Source organism: Poriferisphaera corsica (genome assembly GCF_007747445.1).
GTDB lineage: Bacteria > Planctomycetota > Phycisphaerae > Phycisphaerales > Phycisphaeraceae > Poriferisphaera > Poriferisphaera corsica.
The window spans coordinates 2,634,728-2,659,987 of record NZ_CP036425.1 but is presented as its reverse complement, the minus strand read 5'-3'; the positions used below and the strand labels follow the sequence as shown (position 1 = coordinate 2,659,987).

The 25,260-nt window shown below is 47.5% G+C and carries 22 protein-coding genes and 1 tRNA gene; 9 read left to right on the top strand and 14 right to left on the bottom strand.

Annotated features, from left to right (window positions below; all coding sequences use genetic code 11):
* Positions 1-128 precede the first annotated feature (128 nt).
* From KS4_RS10905 to accC, 3 genes are all read left to right on the top strand, one after another.
* Complete coding sequence (locus KS4_RS10905) at positions 129-1,259, top strand: M24 family metallopeptidase (protein WP_200761173.1); 1,131 nt, start codon at positions 129-131, stop codon at positions 1,257-1,259.
* 238 nt (positions 1,260-1,497) lie between these two features.
* On the top strand, positions 1,498-1,980 hold the full coding sequence (accB, locus tag KS4_RS10900; protein WP_145077892.1) for an acetyl-CoA carboxylase biotin carboxyl carrier protein: 483 nt from the start codon (positions 1,498-1,500) through the stop codon (positions 1,978-1,980).
* A gap of 75 nt (positions 1,981-2,055) precedes the next feature.
* Complete coding sequence (gene accC / locus KS4_RS10895; protein ID WP_145077890.1) at positions 2,056-3,402, top strand: acetyl-CoA carboxylase biotin carboxylase subunit; 1,347 nt, start codon at positions 2,056-2,058, stop codon at positions 3,400-3,402.
* A gap of 59 nt (positions 3,403-3,461) precedes the next feature.
* Here the strand turns inward: accC and KS4_RS10890 are convergent, their stop codons facing one another.
* The 5 genes from KS4_RS10890 to KS4_RS10870 form a co-directional block, all read right to left on the bottom strand.
* A complete protein-coding gene (locus tag KS4_RS10890) occupies positions 3,462-4,397 on the bottom strand; it encodes a metallophosphoesterase family protein (RefSeq protein ID WP_145077888.1) in 936 nt (311 codons plus the stop codon).
* 66 nt (positions 4,398-4,463) lie between these two features.
* Complete coding sequence (dapF, locus tag KS4_RS10885) at positions 4,464-5,324, bottom strand: diaminopimelate epimerase (RefSeq protein WP_145077886.1); 861 nt, start codon at positions 5,322-5,324, stop codon at positions 4,464-4,466.
* 88 nt (positions 5,325-5,412) lie between these two features.
* Entirely contained in the window at positions 5,413-6,903 is a 1,491-nt protein-coding gene (locus tag KS4_RS10880; RefSeq protein WP_145077884.1) for a M48 family metallopeptidase, read from the bottom strand.
* An 18-nt stretch (positions 6,904-6,921) separates the two neighbouring features.
* Positions 6,922-7,842: a hypothetical protein gene (locus KS4_RS10875; RefSeq protein WP_145077882.1), complete on the bottom strand. Its 921-nt coding sequence runs from the start codon at positions 7,840-7,842 to the stop codon at positions 6,922-6,924.
* Between the two features lie 15 nt (positions 7,843-7,857).
* On the bottom strand, positions 7,858-8,658 hold the full coding sequence (locus KS4_RS10870; protein ID WP_145077880.1) for a LarC family nickel insertion protein: 801 nt from the start codon (positions 8,656-8,658) through the stop codon (positions 7,858-7,860).
* A 130-nt stretch (positions 8,659-8,788) separates the two neighbouring features.
* On the opposite strand from KS4_RS10870, the gene sppA reads away from it, so the two are divergent.
* From sppA to KS4_RS10855, 3 genes are all read left to right on the top strand, one after another.
* A complete protein-coding gene (sppA, locus tag KS4_RS10865; protein ID WP_145077878.1) occupies positions 8,789-9,901 on the top strand; it encodes a signal peptide peptidase SppA in 1,113 nt (370 codons plus the stop codon).
* Between the two features lie 287 nt (positions 9,902-10,188).
* Positions 10,189-10,737: a hypothetical protein gene (locus tag KS4_RS10860; protein ID WP_145077876.1), complete on the top strand. Its 549-nt coding sequence runs from the start codon at positions 10,189-10,191 to the stop codon at positions 10,735-10,737.
* A gap of 107 nt (positions 10,738-10,844) precedes the next feature.
* The gene (locus tag KS4_RS10855) at positions 10,845-12,287 is read left to right on the top strand and encodes a hypothetical protein (protein WP_145077875.1); all 1,443 of its coding nucleotides are present in this window, start codon (positions 10,845-10,847) and stop codon (positions 12,285-12,287) included.
* 5 nt (positions 12,288-12,292) lie between these two features.
* Here the strand turns inward: KS4_RS10855 and KS4_RS10850 are convergent, their stop codons facing one another.
* From KS4_RS10850 to KS4_RS10835, 4 genes are all read right to left on the bottom strand, one after another.
* Positions 12,293-13,162 (bottom strand): alpha/beta hydrolase, encoded by an 870-nt coding sequence (locus KS4_RS10850; protein ID WP_145077873.1) that lies wholly within the window; start codon positions 13,160-13,162, stop codon positions 12,293-12,295.
* 115 nt (positions 13,163-13,277) lie between these two features.
* A complete protein-coding gene (locus KS4_RS10845) occupies positions 13,278-14,303 on the bottom strand; it encodes an isocitrate/isopropylmalate dehydrogenase family protein (protein ID WP_145077871.1) in 1,026 nt (341 codons plus the stop codon).
* Positions 14,304-14,496: 193 nt separating this feature from the next.
* Positions 14,497-15,603, bottom strand: a complete 1,107-nt coding sequence (locus KS4_RS10840) for an ABC transporter permease (protein ID WP_145077869.1) — start codon at positions 15,601-15,603, stop codon at positions 14,497-14,499.
* 159 nt (positions 15,604-15,762) lie between these two features.
* On the bottom strand, positions 15,763-16,152 hold the full coding sequence (locus tag KS4_RS10835) for a cupin domain-containing protein (RefSeq protein ID WP_145077867.1): 390 nt from the start codon (positions 16,150-16,152) through the stop codon (positions 15,763-15,765).
* A gap of 192 nt (positions 16,153-16,344) precedes the next feature.
* Here KS4_RS10835 and KS4_RS10830 point away from each other — a divergent pair, with 192 nt between their 5' ends.
* Positions 16,345-17,244, top strand: a complete 900-nt coding sequence (locus tag KS4_RS10830; RefSeq protein WP_200761172.1) for a lysylphosphatidylglycerol synthase domain-containing protein — start codon at positions 16,345-16,347, stop codon at positions 17,242-17,244.
* A 52-nt stretch (positions 17,245-17,296) separates the two neighbouring features.
* Here the strand turns inward: KS4_RS10830 and KS4_RS10825 are convergent, their stop codons facing one another.
* Positions 17,297-18,313: a hypothetical protein gene (locus tag KS4_RS10825; protein WP_145077863.1), complete on the bottom strand. Its 1,017-nt coding sequence runs from the start codon at positions 18,311-18,313 to the stop codon at positions 17,297-17,299.
* A 366-nt stretch (positions 18,314-18,679) separates the two neighbouring features.
* On the opposite strand from KS4_RS10825, the gene KS4_RS10820 reads away from it, so the two are divergent.
* Complete coding sequence (locus KS4_RS10820) at positions 18,680-19,918, top strand: hypothetical protein (RefSeq protein ID WP_145077861.1); 1,239 nt, start codon at positions 18,680-18,682, stop codon at positions 19,916-19,918.
* Between the two features lie 103 nt (positions 19,919-20,021).
* On the opposite strand, the gene KS4_RS10810 is transcribed toward KS4_RS10820, so the two are convergent.
* The 3 genes from KS4_RS10810 to KS4_RS10800 all read right to left on the bottom strand — a co-directional run bounded on the left by KS4_RS10810 (position 20,022) and on the right by KS4_RS10800 (position 23,016).
* Positions 20,022-20,747 carry a hypothetical protein gene (locus KS4_RS10810; protein WP_145077860.1) on the bottom strand — a complete coding sequence of 242 codons (726 nt, stop codon included), beginning with the start codon at positions 20,745-20,747 and terminating at the stop codon, positions 20,022-20,024.
* A gap of 555 nt (positions 20,748-21,302) precedes the next feature.
* Entirely contained in the window at positions 21,303-22,058 is a 756-nt protein-coding gene (locus KS4_RS10805) for a ribonuclease HI family protein (RefSeq protein WP_145077858.1), read from the bottom strand.
* Positions 22,059-22,263: 205 nt separating this feature from the next.
* Positions 22,264-23,016, bottom strand: coding sequence for a zinc ribbon domain-containing protein (locus KS4_RS10800; protein ID WP_145077856.1), 753 nt, complete (start codon positions 23,014-23,016; stop codon positions 22,264-22,266).
* 421 nt (positions 23,017-23,437) lie between these two features.
* Here KS4_RS10800 and KS4_RS10795 point away from each other — a divergent pair.
* Positions 23,438-23,510: transfer RNA gene (locus KS4_RS10795), tRNA-Ala, on the top strand.
* A gap of 170 nt (positions 23,511-23,680) precedes the next feature.
* Here KS4_RS10795 and proS read toward each other — a convergent pair.
* A complete protein-coding gene (gene proS, locus KS4_RS10790; protein ID WP_145077854.1) occupies positions 23,681-25,216 on the bottom strand; it encodes a proline--tRNA ligase in 1,536 nt (511 codons plus the stop codon).
* Positions 25,217-25,260 lie beyond the last annotated feature (44 nt).

Below are 25,260 nucleotides of genomic sequence, written 5' to 3'. Positions count from 1 at the left end.
GTGTTGCTGGGGTAGGGGTGCTCCCAATTACAGGTATCTATTGAGAAAAGCAGTTCTTTGTGTCACAATATGCGCACAAGCCGATGCGTACGGATACGCTTATGTGTGGGATACAGGAGGATTTGGCTATGCCGAAGCAAGTCTCAAAACAATCAGCTCAAAAATCGAGCTTATTTATTTCTCGCACCAAAACGTTACAAAAACGTTTGAAAGGTGAGCAGGTTCAAGCAGATGCCGTTCTGCTGACTAACCCTAAAGATATCCGATATCTCACCGGCTTTATTGGCGATGACTCATGGGCCATTGTGCCGATGCGCGGTTCTGTTATCACGATCCTCAGCGACTCACGCTTCGAAGAGCAGATACAACGGGAAGCCCCGCACGCCAAAGCTGTGATGCGTACCAAATCTCTCTCAGATTCATTGAAAGAAACACTTTTAAAACGCAAACTAACGAAAGTGCTTCTGCAGCCAGATTACACCACGCTCGCAATCCGTAAAGCGATCGCAAATAAAATTGGTGCAAAAAATATTCTCGAACATGACGATGGCTTACTTCAGCAACGTGCAATCAAAACACCCGATGAAATTAAACAGATACAAAAAGCACTGGTTATTCAACAGTGTGCTTTCAATCAAACAATTGCCGAGATCAAGCCGGGGATGACTGAGTATGAGATTACGGCAATTCTCGAATATAAAATGCGAGCATTGGGAGCAGACGGCACATCATTCCCTTCAATTGTCGCCGCAGATGCAAACGCATCATTGCCGCATGCGATTCCAGGCAAAACCAAAGTGAAAACAGGTGGTATCGTTTTGATTGATTGGGGGGCTCGGTATAACGGCTATTGCTCCGATCTCACGCGTGTAATTGCTTTAGGTAAAATGAAACCGAGGATTCGTGAAATTTACCAGATCACACTGGATGCGCAAGAAGCCGCAATCGCAGCAATCAAACCCGGGGCCAGGTTGTGTGATATCGATGCTGTCGCAAGAAATATCATTACTAAAGCAGGTTACGGTAAAGAGTTTAGTCACTCTTTAGGTCATGGTTTAGGACTTGATATCCATGAAGAGCCGCGCCTCGCAGCCTCCGTCAAGGGAGAACTGCAAGAGGGGCAAGTTGTTACCGTCGAGCCCGGCATTTATCTTCCTGGAATTGGCGGAGTACGGATAGAAGACGATGTACTCGTTACATCAAATGGTTATAAAGTGCTATCAGATTTGCCCAAAACGCTAGAATCAGCGATCATTTAGGGCTCAAACATGTTTGGATCAACCAGTTTTGATCCGTGATTCCAATCGGCTTGGGAGAGTCGACGCGAGAAATGTAGCAGCAATGTCTGGATGTTTAGGAGATGACTCATCAGGCAGAACCATGAAAAACGTGTCAGTAGAGTGTTACGCTCGCACGAATTCATGATCAGGGCAAGGGACTTACAAACGCTGCATGTACTTGGGAAAATGTTGTAAGTCAGAACGGAACACAAAAACAATGACAGATCTCAAAAAGCTTAAACAGCTCGTCAAACTCATGGTCGACAATGACCTGGTAGAACTCGATATTGAAGGCGAAAGCGACAAAGTAAAGCTCAAAAGAAAAATTGGTAATGACGTTCAATTTGTTAATGCACAACAAGCGATGACGCAGATGCCTGCCGCTTCACAAATGGTGCCCGCTGCACCAGCATCGCCCGTCAGTCCACCTGCTGTTGTTGCCGCCGCAGAAGAAGAGAATCTACTCGAAATTATTTCGCCAATGGTGGGTTCTTTCTACACAGCTTCATCACCCGACGCAAAAGATTTCATATCAATCGGTGACTCTGTTACCGAATCATCTGTTGTCTGTATTGTCGAGGCTATGAAAGTGTTTAATGAAATCAAAGCAGAAGTGAAGGGGACCGTCGTCAAACGTCTTGTAGAGAATGGGCAAGCCGTTGAGTTCGGCCAGCCACTCTTCCTCGTTAAGCCAGACTAATCATAAGTTAGTCAGCTTGTATGCATGGACAACATGCGATCAATTCAATAAACCTGATTGATAAGAGTGAAGATTATGTTCTCACGTATTTTGATAGCAAACCGTGGCGAGATTGCCGTTCGTATTATCCGAGCAGCGCAAGAGCTCGGCATCGAAACAGTAGCGGTTTACTCCGAAGCCGATAAAGATTCCAAGCACGTCCGCATGGCGGATCAGGCAATTTGCATCGGCCCGCCAGCACCAAACGAGTCTTATCTGAACATCTCACGCATCATCGCAGCCGCCGAAGTGACCGGCGCACAAGCGATTCATCCCGGCTACGGTTTTCTCGCTGAAAACGCGCATTTTGCCGACGTATGCCGAGAATGTAACATTGAATTCATTGGCCCGTCCGCTGAAGCAATGCGATTGCTCGGTGACAAAGTCGAGTGTAAAAAACTTGCCATAAAACAGCGTGTTCCTACCTCACCCGGCTCAAAGGGTGCAGTTGAATCTGAAGATAAAGCTGTAACGATCGCCAACGAAATCGGCTACCCAGTGATGATCAAGGCTGCCGCAGGTGGTGGTGGACGAGGCATGCGTTTAGCTCATGACGATAACTCACTTCGTCAAGGCATGCGTGCAGCTATCGCGGAAGCGGAAAATGCTTTTGGCAATGGTACCGTTTATCTCGAAAAATTTATCGACCGTGCCCGTCATGTCGAGGTGCAAATCATCGGCGATAAACATGGTAATGTTGTGCATCTCTATGAACGAGATTGTTCAATGCAGCGGCGTAAGCAAAAACTTATTGAAGAAGCACCATGCCCAGTCCTCGACAAAACTGAACGAGACAAAATTTGCAAAGCCGCAGCACGTTTATGTAAAGCCGCGGGATATTACTCTGCTGGAACCGTTGAATTTCTAATGGATAGTAATAAGCAATTCTATCTGATGGAAGTGAATACCCGTGTGCAAGTTGAGCATCCTGTTTCCGAAGCCATTACCGGTGTCGATATCGTAAAAACTCAAATCCGTATCGCTGCTGGCGAAGAACTTGGCTTTGAGCAGAAAGATATCAAGCCCAATGGACACGCCATCGAATTGCGTATCAATGCAGAAGATGCTCGCAATAACTTCATTCCATGTGCAGGTTTGGTAGATTTCTTTGACCCGCCAGGTGGTATCGGTATTCGTCTCGATACACATGTCATCACAGGTTATCGTATCCCTCCGAACTACGACTCGATGATCGCCAAGCTTATCGGCCATGCAAAAACACGAGACGAAGTTATTATTTTATTGAGGCGCGCTCTGCGAGAATTTGAAATCGCGCCAATCAAAACTACGATCCCATTACATGAAGATTTGTTGACTGATGAAGGGTTTTTAACTTCAAACGTTGATATTAATTATGTTGAGCGGCTTCTAGAAATTGAATGAAATAGAAATAGATAAAACACAGCATCAAAACAAAAGCGGCCTATTTTGAGGTCGCTTTTTTATATCATGGGTAACAGTTCAGACAGCATGTCCCCTGTGTCATCATTCGACTTAATATCAATTTCTATACAACGATCTTTAGCCATACCCGCCACCCATTTTTTCGATTCATCAATTTTTCCAAGCAGGCCCAATTGCCCTGCAAAATCAACCTGCTCAATCTTTATTTTTTCATCATCAATCGTCAATAAACGAGCAGAGCAGGGCACTTCCGTTAATCCGCCTGTCGTCATTGTGACAAATCCCAGATGTCTTTGAACAGAACTTACATGGTTGTGTGCAGAAAGGATCAACGGCACATTTCCGCTTTGCGCCGCCAAACTATATAGATAATTCGCATACGCCTTATTGGCTGGGTGGAATTCAGTATCGCCGGTTTGCTCAGCACTAATACCATGCACAGGGCAGTGCGTGACGATTATTACAGGCTTATCCGAGGCAGCGACGAACAACTCCAATGTCGCACGCTGTGTCTCATCAATGACAGGTATTTGCGCATCCGTTCGCTTCATATCCCAGTAATGTGGTGGATTATTTGAAGCATAATGATGGCTAATCACAAATACATTTATCTTATCACCGCAGATGCCACCAGTATGAGTGCCTTGTGGTAGGAGGTCTGAAGCAATTTTGTACCAAGATTTTCTAGCATCTACATGATCCAGGTCATGGTTACCAAAACACATCGTGACGGGCACGCCCAATGATCGCATAGATTTTGCTGCAAGCGCTATGATCTGTTCATCCGCGGTATCTACTAAATCTCCGCCATGCAAAACCATATCAATTTTCTGATCTGCAATATATCCGCGCAGAACATCTATAATCGCCTCCCATTCATCAGTACATCGGCCTTGCATGTAGTACCCATCCTTAAGATTCGCACCAACATGCGTGTCTGTAATATAGAGTATGCGCTGATTAGGATTTCTCATGCTTCAACATCCATATAAAAACAAGACCCAATTTTTTGGGTCTTGATATGTTTATTCATTTAGCAATTACTCCGGCCAATCACCCCGGAACACTTCTGTCGCAGTACCCGTCATATACAAATGGCCATCTTCACGCCAATCTAATGTGAGATCGCCGCCCGGCAAGTGTGCCAGAATTTTTTTGTCATTTCGGCCATCTAATACGCCTGAAACGCAGACAGCAGATGCTCCAGTGCCGCAAGCAAGCGTAATGCCTGAGCCGCGTTCCCATGTTCGCATCGTAACTTCATCAGGTGAATGATGTTGCACAAAATGAATATTCATTCTGTTTGGAAACGCCGGGTGGTTCTCTAGTTTCGGGCCAATCCGTTCTAGATCAATTGCATGAACATCAGGCACGAAAATCGTCGCATGTGGATTGCCCATACTCACCATCGTCGCTGTGAACAATTCCCCAGTATCTAAAAACTCCAGCACAAATGTATGAGGCTCATCCGTTTCTTTCATATGCTTTGGCAGAACTGGTACTTGCTCAGCTACATAAATCGGTTCACCCATGTCCACCGTCACTTCGCTGACCATACCCTCATCGTCCAGTGTATATGCCAACGTTAATACGCCAGCACCTGTCTGAATTTTCATCGGATTCGCTTTTACAACTCCGCGATCATGTGCCAGTTTGCATACACATCTTACCCCGTTACCACACATCTCAGATTCAGAGCCATCCGAATTAAACATTCTCATACGGCAGTCTGCCTCCACATCCTTATCCGCAGGAAGCAGCAAAATCAGACCATCACCACCAACACCAAAGTGTCTGTCTGCTATAACCTGAGCTAACTCTTCAGGCTGCTCAACGGTTTCTTCAAAACCATTGACATACACATAATCGTTGCCAATACCGTGCATCTTTGTGAACTGCATGTCGCCTCCAGTTCCAATCTGAGTTTAGGATAAGTCAGCAATTATAGACCATCACCACGTCATTGCCTAATATTGCGAAATATCTAAGCTAACCTCCCAAATACCAATACCCTGCAGACATAAGTACAAGCAAAAATATACACACATATTTCAAGAAACGTATTTGGCGATCCACGATCAACTCGTCAATTTGCTGCCCGACGATCGAACGTAAATAGTCCTGGCGTTTCTCAATCGAGCCATGCCGCCAATTATTCTTTTTTGTCGGAATATGATTCAAGTCAGCGACCAGCTGTAATGCCGATATCATTGTCCCCGCACCAGCTCGGCTAACACAGTTTTCGTCTTCCCAATCGTTTTCCAGCACACGGGTCATATGCACAGCACCAAAAGTATCCGCTTGTCTTTCCGCGAGTCTTGAAACATAACCAAACAGTATGAACCAGCCAATCAATGTTGCACCAAGACCAAATAGAATAATAATGTCATTCAATTGCAACTCAAGCACATCTATATCAGTATGCCCCGTTATCCTCACAATGATTTGGTGTATACCTTCGCCAATCAAATTAAAAAGCAATTCAAGTAGCCCGATTAGGTTTATCGCCGCTATGAGCAGAAATAAAATGTGCTTCTTGCGAATATGGGCGATTTCATGAGCCATCACCGCTTCCAATTCTCGTGTCGGCATGCGATCCAATAACGCGTCACTCAATAAAATGTAACGTAATTTTGAGACAGCTCCAATGACTGCCGCATTGATCATTGTCCCTGCTGTCCGCCAAAGCAAAACCTCAGAAATATTCACTTGATGTGTTTTGCATAACGCTAATATTCTTTCGCGAACAGTACCGTCTACAAGCTTCTCCGTGTCCCAAGCCCATCGCACGATCATTGGCGAAAGCACGAATATTACAACACCACCTGTTAACGTAATAACCGATCCAACCTCAGCGATGTCATTTAACAGCCACGCGACACCTTGAGATTCTTCTTGCCAATCCGCGCCATATATCCAAGGTAAGATAGTAAATTCAGTCGTTTCCGCCCAAAGCAAAATCAGTAGTAATGGCAACAATACAATCAACATTTCATGTCGCAAATGATTCAATAAAAAATGATAACGATTGGGGAATTCATACACGCTATCGCCATCATCAACACAACGTATAAGCGAGGCTTCTTTTAGCTGTTGATCAATTGGATATTGGCACAACCACCCCCAAATAAACAGACAGATTGTCGGCATTAAAAACAAAGCATCCGGCAAAAAATACACATTCCCCATCAAATCTCTTAAAAAATTCAATACACCAGCAAGCATCACGCCACATGCAAGGCCTACTCCAATCAAACGAAAAATCATATTTATACGATCTAGTTGACCTAGCAATCGACTGTCATGACGTTTCAAGCGTCGATGAATAATCTTGCAGAACAACCAATACCCAAACCCCAATACACTTAGTGATATGAGCCAAATTAATACGACAAACCAACGTGAATGCGAATCAGGAATTTCTAGTGAATCATTCAAGAATATTAACAAGACCAGCACAATCATTAACACGTGCATCATACCGAACCACTCCTTGTGCTACTGAAAAACTTTCGCGTCATTCAAACTGAAAGCCGCCGCACGATGTCCAGCCTTTTGGATTAAGATATTCTCATCTTTCTGAGCTGATTCTATGAGTTGTTGCATTTTCCAAAGGTTGCCGCGTGATTTCGCAGCATGCTGAAATAAGCCCAACCGTAAGACCCCTTCAATTCGAAATGTCAGATCTTCATCTTTTTCCGCAATATGCATAAGATCACCTAGGTGTGGTGTAACGCTTCTCACAAGTAGCAGTTTCTTCGACCACCTCTGATCAATCTCACTCACATGATCCGATAGCTCCAAAAGCACATTCTCATCAATCTCAACTTTCGCAGATATTTTTGGGTATTGACGTAACATTTTAAACATTACATTCCCTCCTGCGTTTAGCATCCACAGCCCCTGCAACCGCGCATCAAGCATCGTATTTCTCTGTAATAAATCGTATCCCCAAACAAAAACGATATGCCCGATATGATAAGCATTTAACCCGTCTCCACGCTCAGCCAAATCATCCGCATAGTCGATCAATTCGCTGCCTATCTTGTCGATAGCAGCAATATCGCTAGGAACCTCGCCTAATTTGATCTCAAAACAACCATCCATAAATCCTTGTGCCGGTTCACGCCCATTCAAAACTCGAAACAGCGTTTTCTCATGTATCTTCCAGAAGCCCGCTTGATGCTTCTTCTCTAGCCAATCCGATATAATCGTGGAGTAAATCTCATCACGTTTTTCAATATCAGCATTCGTATGCTGAATGAATGATGAAAAGTCATCACGCAGCTCGATACGCCGCAATACCGTCTCATTCGTTTCGTTTGTTGGAAGATCAGCCGGTTGGCCAATGTAGTATTGCGTCAACGCAGCCGCGATCACGATTACACATATCATTGGAACCACATAACTCGTTTTCATCAGTTTGCCCGTTTCTTATGCGGATTCGATCGTTGGCATTAATCGCTTTGCGCCCACTCGCTCTCCAACAAATAAACGCAAAAGATTGGGTATCTCAGGATCTTCACGATCGCCCGCGCCATACCCAACACCATCAATCATCATCCCAGGCTGCGCCCCAAATTCTTCGCACAGTCCTTTGACCAGAGCTGCGCCTGTTGGCGTAACCAGTTCACCTTTTCGATCTACTCCAATCGTCGCCAATCCCTCTAGTAAATAAGCCGTCGCTGGTGCAGGTACAGGCATCACACCATGATCACATTTCACAAAACCACGTGACATCGGCAAAACGCCGCATGATAAACTATCAACTCCCAGCAACTCTAACGCAACAACACTGCCAAGCATATCGACGATTGAATCGACTGCGCCCACCTCATGAAAATGAATCTTATCCAGCGTCGTTTCATGTACGCGCGCCTCAGATTCACCCAAAAGTGTCACGACTCGCCTCGCCTTGTCTTTTCCTCGCTCGGTTGTATCGAGGTGATCGATCATATGCATGATGTCATGATAATTTGTGTGATGATGGTGGTGATGACCCTGTTCATCATGATGATGTGAGTGCTTGTTCTCACCCGTCAGCACCTTGAGATCAATCGCCCCAATGCCATGGCGAGATACACGTTTTACACTCAGTTCCCATTCTTTTTCAACCGGTAATTGGCGCAGGCTTTGCTCAATTTCCCCTGCGTCCACACCCAAATCAATCAATGCTCCTAAAAACATATCACCAGCAATGCCCGAAAACGCGTCAATGTGTAGATGTCTGCTCATATTGGACGATGATACCTACCAGAGCCGTTTTTTGCAGAGATTTTCGGACCGCGAATGATCACATTCCTTCCATCTCCACAGCGCACAGACGGCCTTCCCGCGAAACTTCATTCATCAGGAGCATTTCACGATGACCAATAATCCCACACCCCCCCCAGCAGGCGACCAGCCATCCTCACGCCCACCCATCTCAGGTCTGGGTACAAACACACCTCCGACGCCGCCATCAAACATCCCACAAGTGATCATTCAGCCCCCCAAAGAGGGCGGCAAATTCATCAACCGCATCGTTAAATCACTCCTCATCTTTTCCATATTCCTCAACTTCTACATGGGCTGGATTATCTATGCGTCCATTCAATCAGGCCCATACGAAAAACTTTACCTGGAAGGCTCACAAAGCAACCGTATCGTCATTCTCCCCATCTCAGGCACTGTTGATTACGACATGTACGATTTCGTTCGAAAATCACTCGAACAACTCGCCAAAGACAAACCCAAAGCCATCGTGCTACGCGTCAACTCAGGCGGCGGATACGTCAACGCTTCAGACCAAATTTGGCATCAAATCGCAAAATTTAAAGAAGAACACAAAATCCCCATTATCGCCTCCTTTGCAGGCGTTGCCGCCTCAGGTGCTTATTACGTCTCTGCACCCGCCGATGCCATCGTCATCGAGCGTACCGGTCTCACCGGCTCCATCGGGGTCATCGCCCAAGCTTTCACCGTCGACGGCCTCATGACCAAAATCGGAGTCACACCCAAAATCGTCACATCAACCGATTCTGTCGACAAAGATGAGCTTTCCATGTTCCGTGAATGGACACCTAAAGACTACGAATTCATCACACACATCCTCGACAACGCCTACGAGCAATTCGTCAGCGTCGTTTATGAAGGCCGCAAATCCATCACTTTTGATGGCAAAACTCGCACACTAACCGAAGAACAAGTTCGTGAGCTCGCCACAGGCAAGGTTTACACCGCCACTGAAGCCCTCGAAAACGGCCTCGTCGATGAAATCGGCTATCTGGACCGTGCTATCGAGGTTGCCGCTACACAAGCTCAGATACCCAGCACAATCAAGCCTCACGTGACTCAGATGACCGCCCCCAAAGCTGGCCTGCTCTCGGTACTCGGTGCATCCTCTCAGAATCTCCCCACGATGGATTCAGATCGTGTTCGGTCATGGGTCACCGAGATGTCCCAAGTGCGACTTGCCTACCAAATGCAGCTCGATTGAGTGATCAACTAAAACTGAGCCAAATTCATCAGACAACTTTCGCTCTTTTTCGGTTGTGGAAAAAAGCGACGATTGTTAAGATACTGCTATTAGAGCAACTTGCGTGAATACGCTTCGGTTTTGTTCAACCAAAGTTTCTTCATTTTGAAGCTATTTCTACTCTTTGAGCATTGTGGCTCAGTTTCAGCTTCTTAATCATGACTTCATGTAAAACGCTCGTATTTATTTCATTCCATCATCAATGACGCCTCTATCAAAAGGCTTATCCTCCCGAAAGGATCCATCGTATGGGTTTGCGTGAAAAAATTGATCAGAATCCTAATGGCGCAGCAATTGTTGCTGTCGCTGTACTCGTTGTCGCCGGACTAGTCATCGCCATGCAGATGGGGATCTTCGGCGGTGCTGCCAGTGGTGGCACGCGAGAAGCGTACTTCCTCGATACGGGCTCTGGCATGATTTACCGTGCTGGTGCGGGTGAAATGGCTCCCATTAAAGCACCTTCAGGGAAAGATGGCGTTCGTGCTTACATCTACTCCTGTAACGAGTGTGCCGACGATTACGCCGAATTAAACGCCGACACCATTAAAACCGAAGGCGCTTTCCTCGCCTACACCGAACGTCTTCACCCCAAAATGAAAGCGAAGCTTGAAAAAGCTAGAGCTTCAGGTGCAGACCCAATGATGATCGAAATGCAAATCATGCAAGGTGGCATGCAGTACGGCAACGTCACTGCAACTAAATGGGTCGGTGCAAACAGCCCCGGCGGCTACCAGGTTGTTAGCCAGGCCACACAGCAATGTGCTGGCGAACGTGCCAAACAGTGCGTACCACGCTAAACCTGAAACGCATTTCCCAACGAATCTAAAAGATCATGACCCCATGCTGCCGATCTGGTAGCATGGGTTTTTTGTTTTTTTAGCACACCATCTCTATACACTATCGCATGACAGCCATACGCAATATCATTCAACTCGCACTCGTCCCGATCATACTTATCGGCTGCGCCTCTCAGCCACACAAAGACCCCATTGCCGCAATGCTCGATCCTTCACGATCCAGCTCTTCACGCATCCGAGCACTCAACCAAATCCAGCAACAGCAACAAGACGCGCCGCTTTCCGACCCTCAAAGCAAGCGTTATCTCAAATCCCTCCACGGCCTCGTATGGAATGATTCTCACCCACTTCCGCTCAGGCAGCGAGCGACTGAGCTACTCATCGCAGAAAACCAGTACGCCTTTCTCGAATCCGCCAACGATCTCATCACGCTCGTCGATCAGTGGAACATGATTATTTATCTTCTGGATCTCGCCAAGCAAAACCGCTGGCAATCATTCACCATCGCCGCCGTACACTCATGGGCTCGCACCTCAACTCTTTACACCGACTCAGATCGTCCTGAGCGTGACTTCATACAAATCCTCAACCCAACTCAAACTCCCCGACAAACACTTCTCAAAATATTGACTGGCAACTACCACGGCACACCCCCGACCAACCGCCCTCAATCCGCCATGCTCACCACCAAACGTCACCAGATCGCAGCTTGGCTCGTACTCACCCGTATCATGCCTCAATCCGATCTGTACGCCGCGCTCGCAGCCGCCGATCGGAATTCTCAAATCTCACAAGACCTCTATACCGCTAAGCAATCACTCACGCAGCTTCCGACTACCCGTGAAGGTCTACTCTGGATCAATTACCTGCTCCATAATCAAACCCCGCTCGGCTCACCAGATTCTTTTTCAGATCTTGCGCCCACCGACCCATATTGGCAAAGCACACTTCACATCCGCCATCTACCTGTAGCCATTCGTCATAAGAGATCGGAAAAAATAAATCCCACAGCCAAATCCATCCGCAAATATCTCAGCAAACAAACCCCTTATCTCCGTACCGATCACCCGCATCAAGCTGAAGAATCATTCAGTCAACAAGCCGATCAACTATCGCCAGCCGACCTTCTGATTATTCAAAACATCATCGAAGCTGTTCAATCGCCAGCAGTCCTGCAATTACTTTTTGAGCAAGCCGATCGAGATATTAAAGACACCACCACCGAACTCGGCGGCGTGCTCACATGGAATGAATCCAATCAATTCATAGCTCAACCTTTTCCGCCCGAAATCCGCGCTCACGACCGTAAATTTTACGCATCCAACCAACTAATAAAATCCATGTACACCGGCCTCGCTCACTATCATTTCCACGCACAAAAGCATAAAAATCATCAGTTCGCTGCACCTGGGAAGGGAGATCAGAACTTCGCTGATCGTCTTGGCACCCACGCGGTCGTCTTCACCTTCATCTCCACCAATACACTCAATGTTGATTACTACCAACCAAACGGAATCGTCATCGATCTCGGCACCATCTCTCGCCCGTAACCCAATCAGCCTCTGACGCAGTTTTCCGCAAACTTCACGACATCCGAAATAAACGTATGTGTGATGGCAGGAATCGCATCATTTTCACCCAGAGGATTTGGGCTGCAGAAAACATGATCTGCTTTCGGAATGATCACCCGCATCGCTCGTTCGCCCGCGCCATCAGCCAACTCATGCGCACACTTCATCGGCACAGTGTTGTCTTCCGTTCCATGCAAAATACACACCGGGCAACGCATCTTCCGCATCGCTCGTATCGGATCAAACCGCTTTGCTTCAGCCTCAATTTCTTCTAGCCAGCCTAACCCCACATACAAGTCTTCTCCAGTTCGCCCAGACGGCGACAAAACTTTGCCATTCGTCCGAATCTCTTCCAATTCGCCCACACTCAAAAAACATGCATATGATGGGGCCGCACCTGTAATCAATCCGCAAATAGATCGTCCCAGCTCATCCACATCTTCATTTAGTATTTCAGATACCGTGAGTGTTGCAGTCATGCCCCCGCGGCTATGCCCAAATACAACCAGCGGCAATCCCATCCCTTCCAAATCCCCGCATTCGACCGCGCCTATGACCGTTTTTAAATCATCAATCTGCTTGCCCCACGTATCTTTCTCAAAAAGATCCGCTCGTTCAAACGTTTCAATCTTGTTCGTCATTCCCGAATGAGAAAAATTAAATCGATGTACCACAAACCCCGTCTCTGCCCCTTCCATCGCAAGCCGTGGCATGAACCCATAATCCTTGTACCCCTTAAACCCGTGGCACAAAATTAATACCCCCAGCGGCTCATCCGTCATGGGCAAATGTGTATTCCCAATAATCACTTCGCCATCGGCCCCCTCCAACGTCCACTCCAAAACCTCAGGCATAATAACCTCTATCTAATCATGAGTTATATAACGGCAACACAATACTTATGAAAAACGGGCATCACGTTTGTGATACCCGCAATTGTATTGCATTCGAACTCAGTTGTCTCGGTTTTTATGACAGGCGACTGATCACTGCTTTCGCAAATTCCTGCGTCCCTAGCGAACCGCCCAAGTCCCCAGTTTTTTCGCCATCCGACAACGCTTTGTTATACGCCGCTTTGATCGATTCCGCTGCCGCGTGTATCTGCTTGTCACCGTATTTCTCATACATATGATTCAGCATCATCACACTCGACATCAGTAGCGCCAATGGATTCGCAATCCCTTTGCCTGCAATATCCGGTGCCGAGCCATGAACCGCCTCAAACACCGCATCTTCAAACCCAATATTCGAGCCCGGCACGACGCCTAGGCCGCCCACCAAACCCGCAGCCAGGTCACTCACAACGTCACCATAAAAATTTTCCATCAGAAGCACATCGAACTTCGTCGGGTCCTGTACCAGCTTCATGCAGCCCGCATCAATAATCTGTGTGTCGTATGGCACATCTGAAAAATCCTTGTGCAACTTAGCCACAGAATCCAAGAACAAACCATCCGACATCTTCATAATGTTCGCTTTATGGAACACCGTCAGTTTCTTGCGGCCACGCTTCTGCACATACTCAAATGCACGCTTCGCAATCCGTTCAGTTCCTTCAACCGTTGCAATTTTCAGTGTCGTCACAACATTTGATGTGATTCGATTCTCAACACCCGAATACAACCCTTCCGTGTTTTCACGCACGATCACCAAATCCACATCTTCATAACGTGTAGGCACACCGTCCAGCGACCGCACCGGCCGAATCGCAGCAAACAAATTCAGCTTCTTTCTCAATTGCACGTTCACCGATGTGAAACCCTTCCCAACCGGCGTTGTACATGGCCCCTTTAGCGCCACATGATGCTTCTTCACCGCATCCAGCGTTTCTTCCGGCATCACATCCTTACCTTTGCCCAATGCCGCCAAGCCAGCATCACACGAAATCCATTCCAACGGCGCTCCCGCCGCCTTCAGGACCTCAACCACTGCATCAGAAACCTCTGGCCCAATACCGTCACCAGCAATCAATACGACCGGATACTTGCTCGACATCTGATTCTTCCTCTTTCAAACCAAAACCATTTTTCAGCCCATAGCGACACAGGCTTCTTTTTATTTCCCCCTCGATACCACTGATAATCCCCCATTCCTCTCCACCCGTCAAATCCTCTCAGCTTCATTTCGCATACAAAAAAGCCCAGCCTCAAAAGACTGGGCTTCCTTTTATCAATTCACATCAAACCCCTCAATACGCCCCTTGCGTCTCCATCTCCCCCACGCGTTTCTTCAGCTCATCCATCAAACCACGTACTTCCGCCGCCATCCGCGTATTCGGAAATTCTTCAACCAGCTGCCCGCCAACCTTCACCGCTGCTCGCCATTCCCCATCATGGACCGCCATCTTGAATTGTACGCCCAGATTGTCTCTTAACTTTCCAATCACACCTCTCGCAACCTCACGCAGCGGTTCCGCTTCGCTTGGCGTCAAATACACATCAAGCACCTTCAATAAATCCATCGCCCGGTTCACATCATCCTTACCTGCAGCAACCAAAAACTCGCGCTCAACCTGATTCTTATAATCATCGCGCGCATCCGCCACCCGCTCAGGCATTGCCTTCGCTCGTTCACTTTCCGGATACAGCCGCATCAGTCTTCGAGCATCCTGCATCGCCTTCTCGTAATCATTCTCGTCCAGCACCTTCTCGATCTGCGTAATCGCCACCGTGATCTTTGATTCCATCTCAGCACGCCTTGCCGCATGAATCTCATCACGGAAATTTTCACTTTCCTCCACATGACCATACGATTCGCTCATCTCACCAATCAGCGCTAATGCCGCGTCAAATCGTTTCGCATTGATATCCTCACGGATCGATTTTCGCAGTGCATCCACATCATGCCATCGATACGCAATTTTCTTCGCCGTCTCACTCAATAACAATCGATCATTCATCTCATCCAAACGCTGCATCATCTCTGTCTGCATCTCTGCCATTCGCTTTGCTTCGTTTCCCCAGATCCCAGCCCGCAAACTTCCCATAATCAAAAGCGCCACCCCAATCACCCCCGTCAGAAGTGCCGGCAACAACATCGCTGTATAAATAAACACCATGGATCCCGGCGTATACACCGCAACCACACGATCCATTCCATATCGCCCATCCAGTACCACCGCACTAATAAACGCAACGATCAGTAGCGTGATGACCAGCATCACCACCGCTCCTGCCAACAACGTCTGCGCCCGTAGCGGCCGGCTCGCCTTCCGCTCTTCCTGCTTCTCCGCTTCGTCCAACACAACTTCCTGCTCAACACCCGCTTCCGCCGTTTGCTGCATCTCTTGCGTCATGATCGACCTTCCTGTTTGATTGTCTCACCTGCCTGATACCTATGCATAACCACTCTATCCAAAAGATAGAGCAAACCAATCTCACCCTCAGTCTTTCATCTCCTCCAGCCCCCAAACTTCCCTCGCCTGGTATGCCGTTGCCCCATTCAGTTCGCCACCTCAGCTCCCCGGCGTCACCGCACACTCACCCTTGCCACAATCAAAACTCACAGGCACCAAACACATAAATTTCAGTTCACCACTCCCTGTATTTCGGAACTGGTGTGTCTCGTTCGCAGGCATGAAAATTACATCCCCACCCTTAATCGGCCGGATCGTCCCCCCATCCACACCACCCGTCACTTGCCCCTCACCACTCACCACCATCACCTCATGTTCATAATTATGTGAATGTAGCGGCGTATGCCCATTCGCCTCAACAGTAAATAAACGCATCGCGAAATTCGGTGCTCCATCTTCGCGCCCAATCATCAACTGCATCGTCACACCCTTAACACCGGGCATATCCATCTCAACACTTTTTACTTGTTCCGGGCTCTTTACAAACATCTTTTATTCACACCTGCCTGACAGTTTTTGCAATCAATTTAACATCCCCTGCGTATACAACTCGCCACCCCTCAATCCTATTCGCAATTGTAAGCTGGCATCACCCTAAATACCAGATTAAACTTACTTTAACGCCACTCGATCGCCCGTCCCCAGGCACACATTTAACCTTCATTCATGACCATACCAAACATGCAGCAGCAACTCGCAAAATACCTAAAACCCTTCGCTCCTTTTCTCGGGCTTGCTCTCCTATTGCTCGCCATCTACTACGCATTCCAAAACCTCTCCTTCGTAACCCTCCAGTCCATCCATCCCCTCTATCTCTTCGCCATCATCGCTCTCGTCTTCCTCAATCTCCTGCTGACATCCTCCCTCTTCCACATCATCACCAAATCCTTCCCCACAACCTCACCTGTCCGTTTCCGTCTGATGTTCAAACTCATCACCGCTTCCTCACTCCTCAACTACATCCCCCTCCTACGCCCCGGCCTGTGGGGCAGGGCAGCCTACCTCAAATCTTCACACAATCTCGCGCTCAAAGATTCACTCCTCATCCTCGCAATCATCCTTGGCCTTAGCCTTTACATTTTTATCCCCGCCGCATCTATCTTACTGTTAGGTGTTATTTACCAATTCCCCTCATTCGCCATCAACCTTATTCTTCTCTTCGCCTTCATTCTCCTCACACTCATCCCTCGCTTCACCAAACCTCTCATCCAAAAACTGCTTCTAAACCGAACTCATGCCATCGTCACCCCCACACTATGGCCCCTCCTCAAAATCATCGATATGCTCATCGCCGCCCTCCGTCTCTACCTCGCCTTCCTCGCCCTCGGTTCGCCCATCTCCTATCACTCCGCACTCCTCGCCACCGCCGCCTCACTCCTCATCAAACTCCTCGGCCTCACCCCCAACGGCCTCGGCCTCTCCGAATGGACAGTCGCCGGCCTCATCGCATTAACAACCCCCATCACCGCTCCTCTTGCCGCAGCCGCCGCCCTCATCGACCGCGCTGCCGATATCCTCCTCACACTCCCCCTCGGCCTTATCACCGCTTACCAACTAAAACATAAATCCACATCTAAATAAAAACATGCATACGTCGCCGCATGCATGCATAGTCATTCGTTGTCTTATTCAATCACTTCTTCAGCATGTAATACATCTTTCTCGCCACACGCTTTGGCCACACCATCAAGTGCGTACCCAACGTCGCGTCAATCCCATAAAACCGCCCATGCTGATCAGTATCTAAAACATAACTCCCATCGTCCTTTAGACGATACTGCTGGAATAGCTTATAAAAACCCTTCTTTTTCTCCGCAGGTAAATGCCAAAAAACCAACCCATGTTCGTCACCTGTGATCGTCGTATACAAACTACGATCTGTCCAGATACGCTTCAAGAACTTATTCGCTGTATATGGCTCGTACCCCAGCAAATCATACACATAGCTGAACAAATGCTCCTCAGTCAAAAACTTCGACTGCTTATTCGCATATCGCTCTAAACATTCTTCATAGTACTTGCGGCTTAACTCCGCCATCCGTGTATACTCTTTCCCCAATCCCCCGATGATCTCACCGCCCGCATATCTGAATTCATCCCGATCATATCCCCCACTCATCTCCTTTGAGATGGCCAATAAATCTCGCCGTGTATTCCCATTAACCACATGATCTAATTCATAATCGATCGTATAAATCATCGCCTTCTTTTTATCAATCACCTCCGCCATCTCATCATTCAGCGGCAGATTGAACACAACATCACTATCCAGCAGATAGACATGATCTTCCGCAGCAGTATTCTCACCAATCCATTTCATAATATCGATCAGCGTAAACTGAATATTCCAGGCCGTATGGTAATCCTCCGGCGCCTTTGTAATATTCGGAATATCAATCACCTCTACCCCATACTGCTCAATCAATTGACGCGTATCCACCCCATCGATCTCATCAGGCGGCCGCTTATTCACCAATAAAATATGACGCGTATCTCCACCGTTTAACCGCCAACTACTCTCGAACATCAAAAAAATACATCGCCAATAGTAATTCTGAGTTTCCGCCAGATCGCTATCAGCCCCCATTTGCGCATGATTGATCTTCTCCTTAGGAGGCGAGCAATACATCCATGTCACGACTACATTCATCAGCAAACCCTCGATCTTGATCTTTTTTATCCATCGTAAGCAAGAGCATCCTCATACCGCACCAGAAATCTGCATAATCTGATCAAAGAGGCCAAAATTCCATATTGACACGGATTCTCACGCTCAGCGTCTTCAAAAGATATGTGAAACTACCCTCCTAAGCAAAAATCTTCTACCTTCATCATGGTATTTTTACATGATCGCTCATCTATGACGATTAATCCGATTGTCACATCCAGCCAACATTTCTTAAGTAACAGCTCAGCTATCGAAATCTGCCTAGAACGCATTTACCTTAATACTGAAACAATACCCCATCCACTCCGTCTATTTCTATAGCCATTGCAATCATTGTGAGCGATCATTATGCCCATTATCGACACCCTCAAATCCGACTTTCAAGACTACCGCCGTCTCTGGCAATACCGCTTCACACATCACCGTAAGTTGTATCGTTTCCTCATCCTCGCCCCTATCGCCCTCATTATCCTCTACCTCATCACCTACCTCACCTACTACCTACTCGCCAACAACGCCTACAATCAACTAATCCAAGGCCATACCCTTCAATCACTCAACCAAAAATTTTATGATGCCTTTCCCAACGACCACGCCGATCCCTCCCCCTTCTACGAAGCATTCGAATTGCTCGATCCCGACCTTAAACTTAGCCATAATCTCAACATCCTGATTGAATCAGGCACGTATACCTTTGTCAGCTTCCCGCCAGATGAAGATCTCTCAACACAACACGCTGCTATCATCAACCGATTACTTGAAGAAACATCCCAATCACTCGACATGCTCAAATCGCTTCGCGCCACGGGCCCCGTCCAGTTCCATCTCCCCGGCCAGCCTGAATACAACCACATACTCGACCACACAGTTCACATCTACCACGCCACTTCATTGCTTAGCCTTCGAACCATCCGCCACTTACGCAACAACCGCATCAATGAAGCCTACGACGACATGCTTCTTATGATTCAGCTCTCCAACACCATCGCTCATATTCCCAGAAACTATCCCAAGATGTTTCTGGAAATAATCTACAGGAATAACATCAGCCATCCGATCATGTATGCCGTCCGTAGTGATCTGCTCAATCAACAGCAACTGCTCAAATTGCAACAAGCGCTAATACTGCCTGAAGATCAGCAACTCAATGCGCAAATGCCCGATCTTATCCGCCAGTATGCCATCGAATATGAAGGGTATTTCAATGAGATATTTAATAGCGAAGATGAAGTACCTGACCTACTTATGCATTACATGGTCAATATTCATCAATATACTTTTCTAAAACATTACGACAGGAAGCAGTTTGCCGACCTTGGCCAGCAATACCTCGAACAAGCAGAACAACAGATTTATATCTACCCCAACAACTCAGGGAATCCTTCATACAGCTACACCACACCACTCACAAATTTCGCCTGGCAAGATCTATCCAGCTTCAACGATACACTCGCATACTACAATCACCGCAACCTCCTTATCCGCGAACTCGCCGCCGCCCGCTACACCCTCGATCACAATGCGTCACCAACTTCACCAACTCATCTCATCCCCGACTACATTGACGACCTGTCGCCCATTCACTAATAATTAACCTCCCCCCCTCCTCCCCCCCCTCCTCCCCCCCCTCCTTCCCCCCCTCCTTCGCCCCTCCTTCCCCCCCTCCTTCGCCCCTCAGATGTGTCGAACCTTACACCCTCATGACGTCCTCGATCAACCGTTCATATCGTTTCCGTAATGCGATTGAACTAATCATGCTCACAAAGAAAAACAACAGACTAATCATGAAAGTCAGCACACCTGCCGTTATGATTAAAAACATACTTCCATACACGATAAAATCATCATCAGCCTGAAACAATATAACGCCAAGTAAATTCGAAAAAAAGAACATACCGATGATTGATAAGCATGCGATACAGAACGACATTGTTGCCATACGCGCAAGCTTCTCATAAGGCGGCCGTCCAATCATTCGTTTCAAGGCTATGATACTGTCGCCTATATACCGCCCACATTCAGGGCAATCACTATCAATGTTCAGTCCACGAAGATTATAGTGACACGTTGAGCATTTCAGATTAACTACGATTCCCAAACATTTCGGATCATACACCCCAATCCACTTCTTCATCGCGCTGCAATGCACCACATGTTCACCCAAATTCGATCGGCTCGAACCCCCTGAATTATTACCGATATACAACCGCGCAAACCATGTTACATTCGTCACAAACAGCGGCAATACCGTCATCAACATCGCAATAAGATATGGCAAGTTCCCCTGCTTAGTTGTGTATCCATCCAACCAATTGGGGGCGAGCGAATTCATCATGATCCAGAAAAGAATCATCAACCCAAAGCACAAACCGCAACCCAAAAACACTTTGTTGCTAAAACCAAACGTTGTTTTCATATCTGATTTCAAGTGAGTTTTACTCTGCCCTTCATGCAAAATGTTTACCCTCCGAGCAACCACTGATAACACAAAACTTGCCCCAAAGCTTAATGAAACCAATCCAGTCAAGCAAACAAAACGATCAACCGCATCATACATTCAGCAGCCAATCGCGATCTCAGAATTTTGGTTTGTCTTTCGCTTCTCAATGTCCCCGAGAATGGCATTTCAATGAGTCAGCCAAAACTCAGTTTTATCTGAGCGCGATCACACGCACAATCGCGTTTTTTGCCTTTTTCTCACTAGCGAGGAAAATTCAGTTAGCGCGCGGTTATCACCCAATACTTGCCAAACCTTGGTCAGTTCTCTGCATTTTGTGTTCACTTGAGTTACAGGTAATCCCCGATTAAGAAGTTTCATGCGCACAAACGCGCCGCGAACCCCTGTTTTTCTTCACTTTTGTGCGCGCAAAAAACGTGATTTAACGCGCTAACAAAACCACAAACCTGCGCACAAAACCGAATTATAACTCGTATCGAAAACACAGATCTAATTGTTGGTTAGAGGTGGGGATCAACGCTTCCGAACTTCGATTGTCTGCCAGCACTGGTTGCAGATCATATCCTCGCCCGTTTGATTCCTGTCCCATTTCATCGGATTGGCACCCAGCGCCGCCGCCGCCGCATGCACACAGCAACCGCCCGGCGTCTTTTCGCCGAACACAAACGTTCGTCCTTTTCCGCAACCATTCTGACAATCCCCGGTTGTCAACTTCACGCTAAATCCATCACCACCCTGTGCTTGCGTAGTACTTTCAGTTGTCGGGTTATCGAATAAGCCCTCGCCCGCACCACTTGATTTAACCGAAGAGTTTTCGGATGATCTGCCTGACTCCTCCCCTCCCTCGTCCGTAAAAAAAACATCCGTCTCCGCATCCATCGAAAGATTGGCAAGCTCGTCCGCACGTTTATTTTTCTCACGCCGCACATGCACCAGATCTACTTTTTTAAATCCGCCGATCAATCGTAATGCTTTGGTATACAGAGGCTTGAGATCAGGACTCTTAACCTTGTATTCCCCATTGATTTGGCGCACCATCAACTGAGAATCGCTATGAATGAGAAGTTCGTCAGCCTTCAACCCCTTCGCAGCTTCCAGTGCATGCAGTAACCCGTTGTACTCAGCCGAGTTATTGGTCATGTGCCCCAGATAATAACCCGCCTCATGGACGATCTTGCCTGTGCCTGCTTGTTTGATCGTTACGCCTGCCGCGGCCGGGCCCGGGTTTCCTCTCGCCCCACCGTCAATATGAATGATGCATTTCATCATGTCTTATCCAAATCTTAATGTTACTAGCTAATCGTCAAGTACTTAGGTTGATCGTTATTTTAACGATCCGTGCAAATATTGCATTGAGGTATGTTGCTGATCTGTATTTCTGTGCAGCACGTCATAATCTCGCAAGTGAATGTCTATAAAAAAAGACGCAGCGTAACGGACTGCGTCTTTGAGATTTGCTTGTTTGGGGGTCAGCTTATTTACCGCTGAGCGCTTCAATGTTCTCGGTCTTCATAAAAAGAATCCTGCCGCAGGTTGGGCAGGTGGTGATGGCATTGGGCTTGGAGGCTGTGCTGCTGATACGCTCGATTGGGAGTTGCATGTAGCAGCCGCCGCAGGTGTATTCGTTGCGCTTGCGGTTTTGCTCTTCAATTTCCGCAAGTGCTTCACCATCATGCTCATACGCAAGGCGATCAAATATTGCCAATGACGCGGTTGGAATTTTTTTCGCAGATTCCGCACGCTCAGCTTCAACCTTGTCAAGCTGATCACCCACTGCAACGCGGGCTTCTTCGACGTCCTTGCTTGCTGCTTCTACCAGATTTTTCTGGCTATCCACTTGCTGCTCAATCACATCAATATTTTTTTGCGTTTCTTCGGTTGCATTGAGATGGTCAAGCGCAACAGTTTCTGCTTTGCCCTTGTCAATCTTGAGTGTATTGACTTCAACCAGCAAAGCGGAGTATTCCTTGTTGCTGGTGACTGCGTTCATCTGCTCGCGAGATTGCTTGATCTTCTCATCAATCTCGTTTGATTCCTTCTCAGCAGTCATGGCTGCTGATTGTTGGTGTTTGAGCTGGTTACGGAGTTCGCCGAGTTGGTTTTCGATCTTATCGAGCTTGGTCTGCTGCGCTTTTTGACGACGCATCGCGGCATCGAGGCGGCTACGTAAACCACGCACTTGGGTATCGAGAAGGAACAGTTCGTACAAATCTTCCTGAAGCGACAAGGCAATTCTCCATTGTCAGGGTGAGCATGTTATGAGGCGGCGCTTGAGGATCGCGGCCTCAATGGGGCAGGGCGAAGGTGCTCAGGCGGTGCACAACCTCATTATAGGTGGGTTGGCGCTGATGGCGAACCCGGCGGGCACAAGGGGGCGTAACCCGTCAGTAATTAAGATAATATATCAGATGTGCCAGTTGCGGCGAATTGGCGGGCTTCCACATATTGGGTTAGGGCCATTCATGTGCTTAAAAGGCATATGTGGGCATGCATAAGCATAAATTGTGTATGCGCAAGTGCTGCGTTTGAATGGGGATAACCGGGCTGTTTGATGCGTTCAGTGAGGATGTTATAATTTGCGACCCCCAGAAGTTACGGTTTAGTTGGCATTTTACGTCAATAACTGAGCTTCATCCGTCAAGGGATTAGGGGCAGTAGCTCAGTTGGGAGAGCGTTGCACTGGCAGTGCAAAGGTCAGGGGTTCAAGCCCCCTCTGCTCCATTATTCAAAAAGACCCGTTGCGAATGCAGCGGGTCTTTTTGTTTGGGTCGGGCTGATTGAGTCAGGGGGATGGGGATCTTGATTTGTTGAGGATGGGGTGGCAGCAATCACAAAGTTCGGCAGTCGAATTACCTAACTGCCAGCCACACTAAGTCGACATGCCACTTGCTCTAATAAGCCAGCGCGAAAAGGACTTCAGTCGAAGTTTCCATGTTTGTGTAGATACAGCGGCCGATGGATGTATTTTGATCGAACGGGATGTTTCGTACAGCGGCTTTGGTTTCTTCCTGGATTTTCTTTTCAATTTCGTCGTTTGGCTCGAAGAAGCAGCGCACGAGGCCGCCATGTTCTTTGAGTATGTGTTTTAGCTCATCGTAAGAATTCGCGTGACGGATATTGGATTGCATGAACTGAGATGCTTTGTCCAGCATAGTTTTTTGGATGCTAGCAAGCTGGTCTCGTAACCAATCTGGTGTTAGGTCGTCTATCTGCATGGATGCTTGCGTATTATCACAGCGGCGTTTGACCATACATGAACGTGCAGCGACTTCTCGGGGGCCGATTTCGATTCGTAATGGGACACCACGTTTTTCCCAATGATAGCGTTTGTCGCCGGGACGATATTTACGCCAATCCACGACGATCTGCTGATTCGTGTTTTCATTAATGATGTACTTTTCAATACTGTCACGATCAGTGGATGCAATTTTTATTGCTTTTTCAGGTAGTAGACGCTTTAGAAGCTGATCAATTAGCGTGCGGATATCTGTGTCATCCTGTTTTTTGTTTAGGATCGGTACGATGGCAATAGCTTGCGGCGCAACGGCTGGTGGCAGGACGAGGCCTTTATCATCGCTGTGCATCATGATCAATGCGCCGATTAGACGTGTGCTGACACCCCAGCTGGTTGTCCAGGCGTATTCGAGTTTTTGATCGCGTCCGAGGTATTGGATGTCGAAGCCTTTGCTGAAGTTTTGGCCGAGAAAATGGCTGGTGCCGGCCTGGAGTGCTTTACCGTCTTGGAGAAGTGCTTCAATCGAGTAGGTGTGGACTGCGCCGGCGAACTTTTCTTTGTTTGTTTTGCGACCTTTGATGACAGGAATGGCCAACATCTGTTCACAAAAATCGGCATAAGTGTCGAGCATGCGAAGTGTTTCGGATTCTGCTTCTTTTCGGGTTTCGTGAACGGTATGTCCTTCTTGCCAAAGAAATTCAGCGGTGCGTAGGAACAAACGTGTACGCATTTCCCAACGCATCACATTGCACCATTGATTCATTAAGATAGGTAGGTCACGATAGCTCTGGACCCATTGGCTGAACATGTGATTAACGATTGTTTCACTTGTCGGGCGTATGACCATTGGCTCTTCGAGAGGGCCGCCTGGCTCAAGCTGATTGTCATGACCATTCTCAAGCTTGGAATGCGTGACAACGGCACACTCCATGGCGAAGCCTTCGACGTGCTGTGCTTCTTTTGCTAAAAAACTCTGCGGGATTAACATCGGGAAATAAGCGTTCATATGTCCTGAACGCTTGATGCGTAGATCTAAATCACGCTGTATTGCTTCCCAGATCGCGTAGCCTTCCGGTCGAATGACCATGCAGCCGCGGACGGGCGAATGCTCGGCGAGGCCTGCGGATTGGATGACGTCTTGATACCACTGAGCGTAGTTTTGTTTCCGAGGTGTAATTTTTTGGTTCGACATAGTAATAAAATTGAAAGTATAAAAGGGTGGATTGCAGATTGACT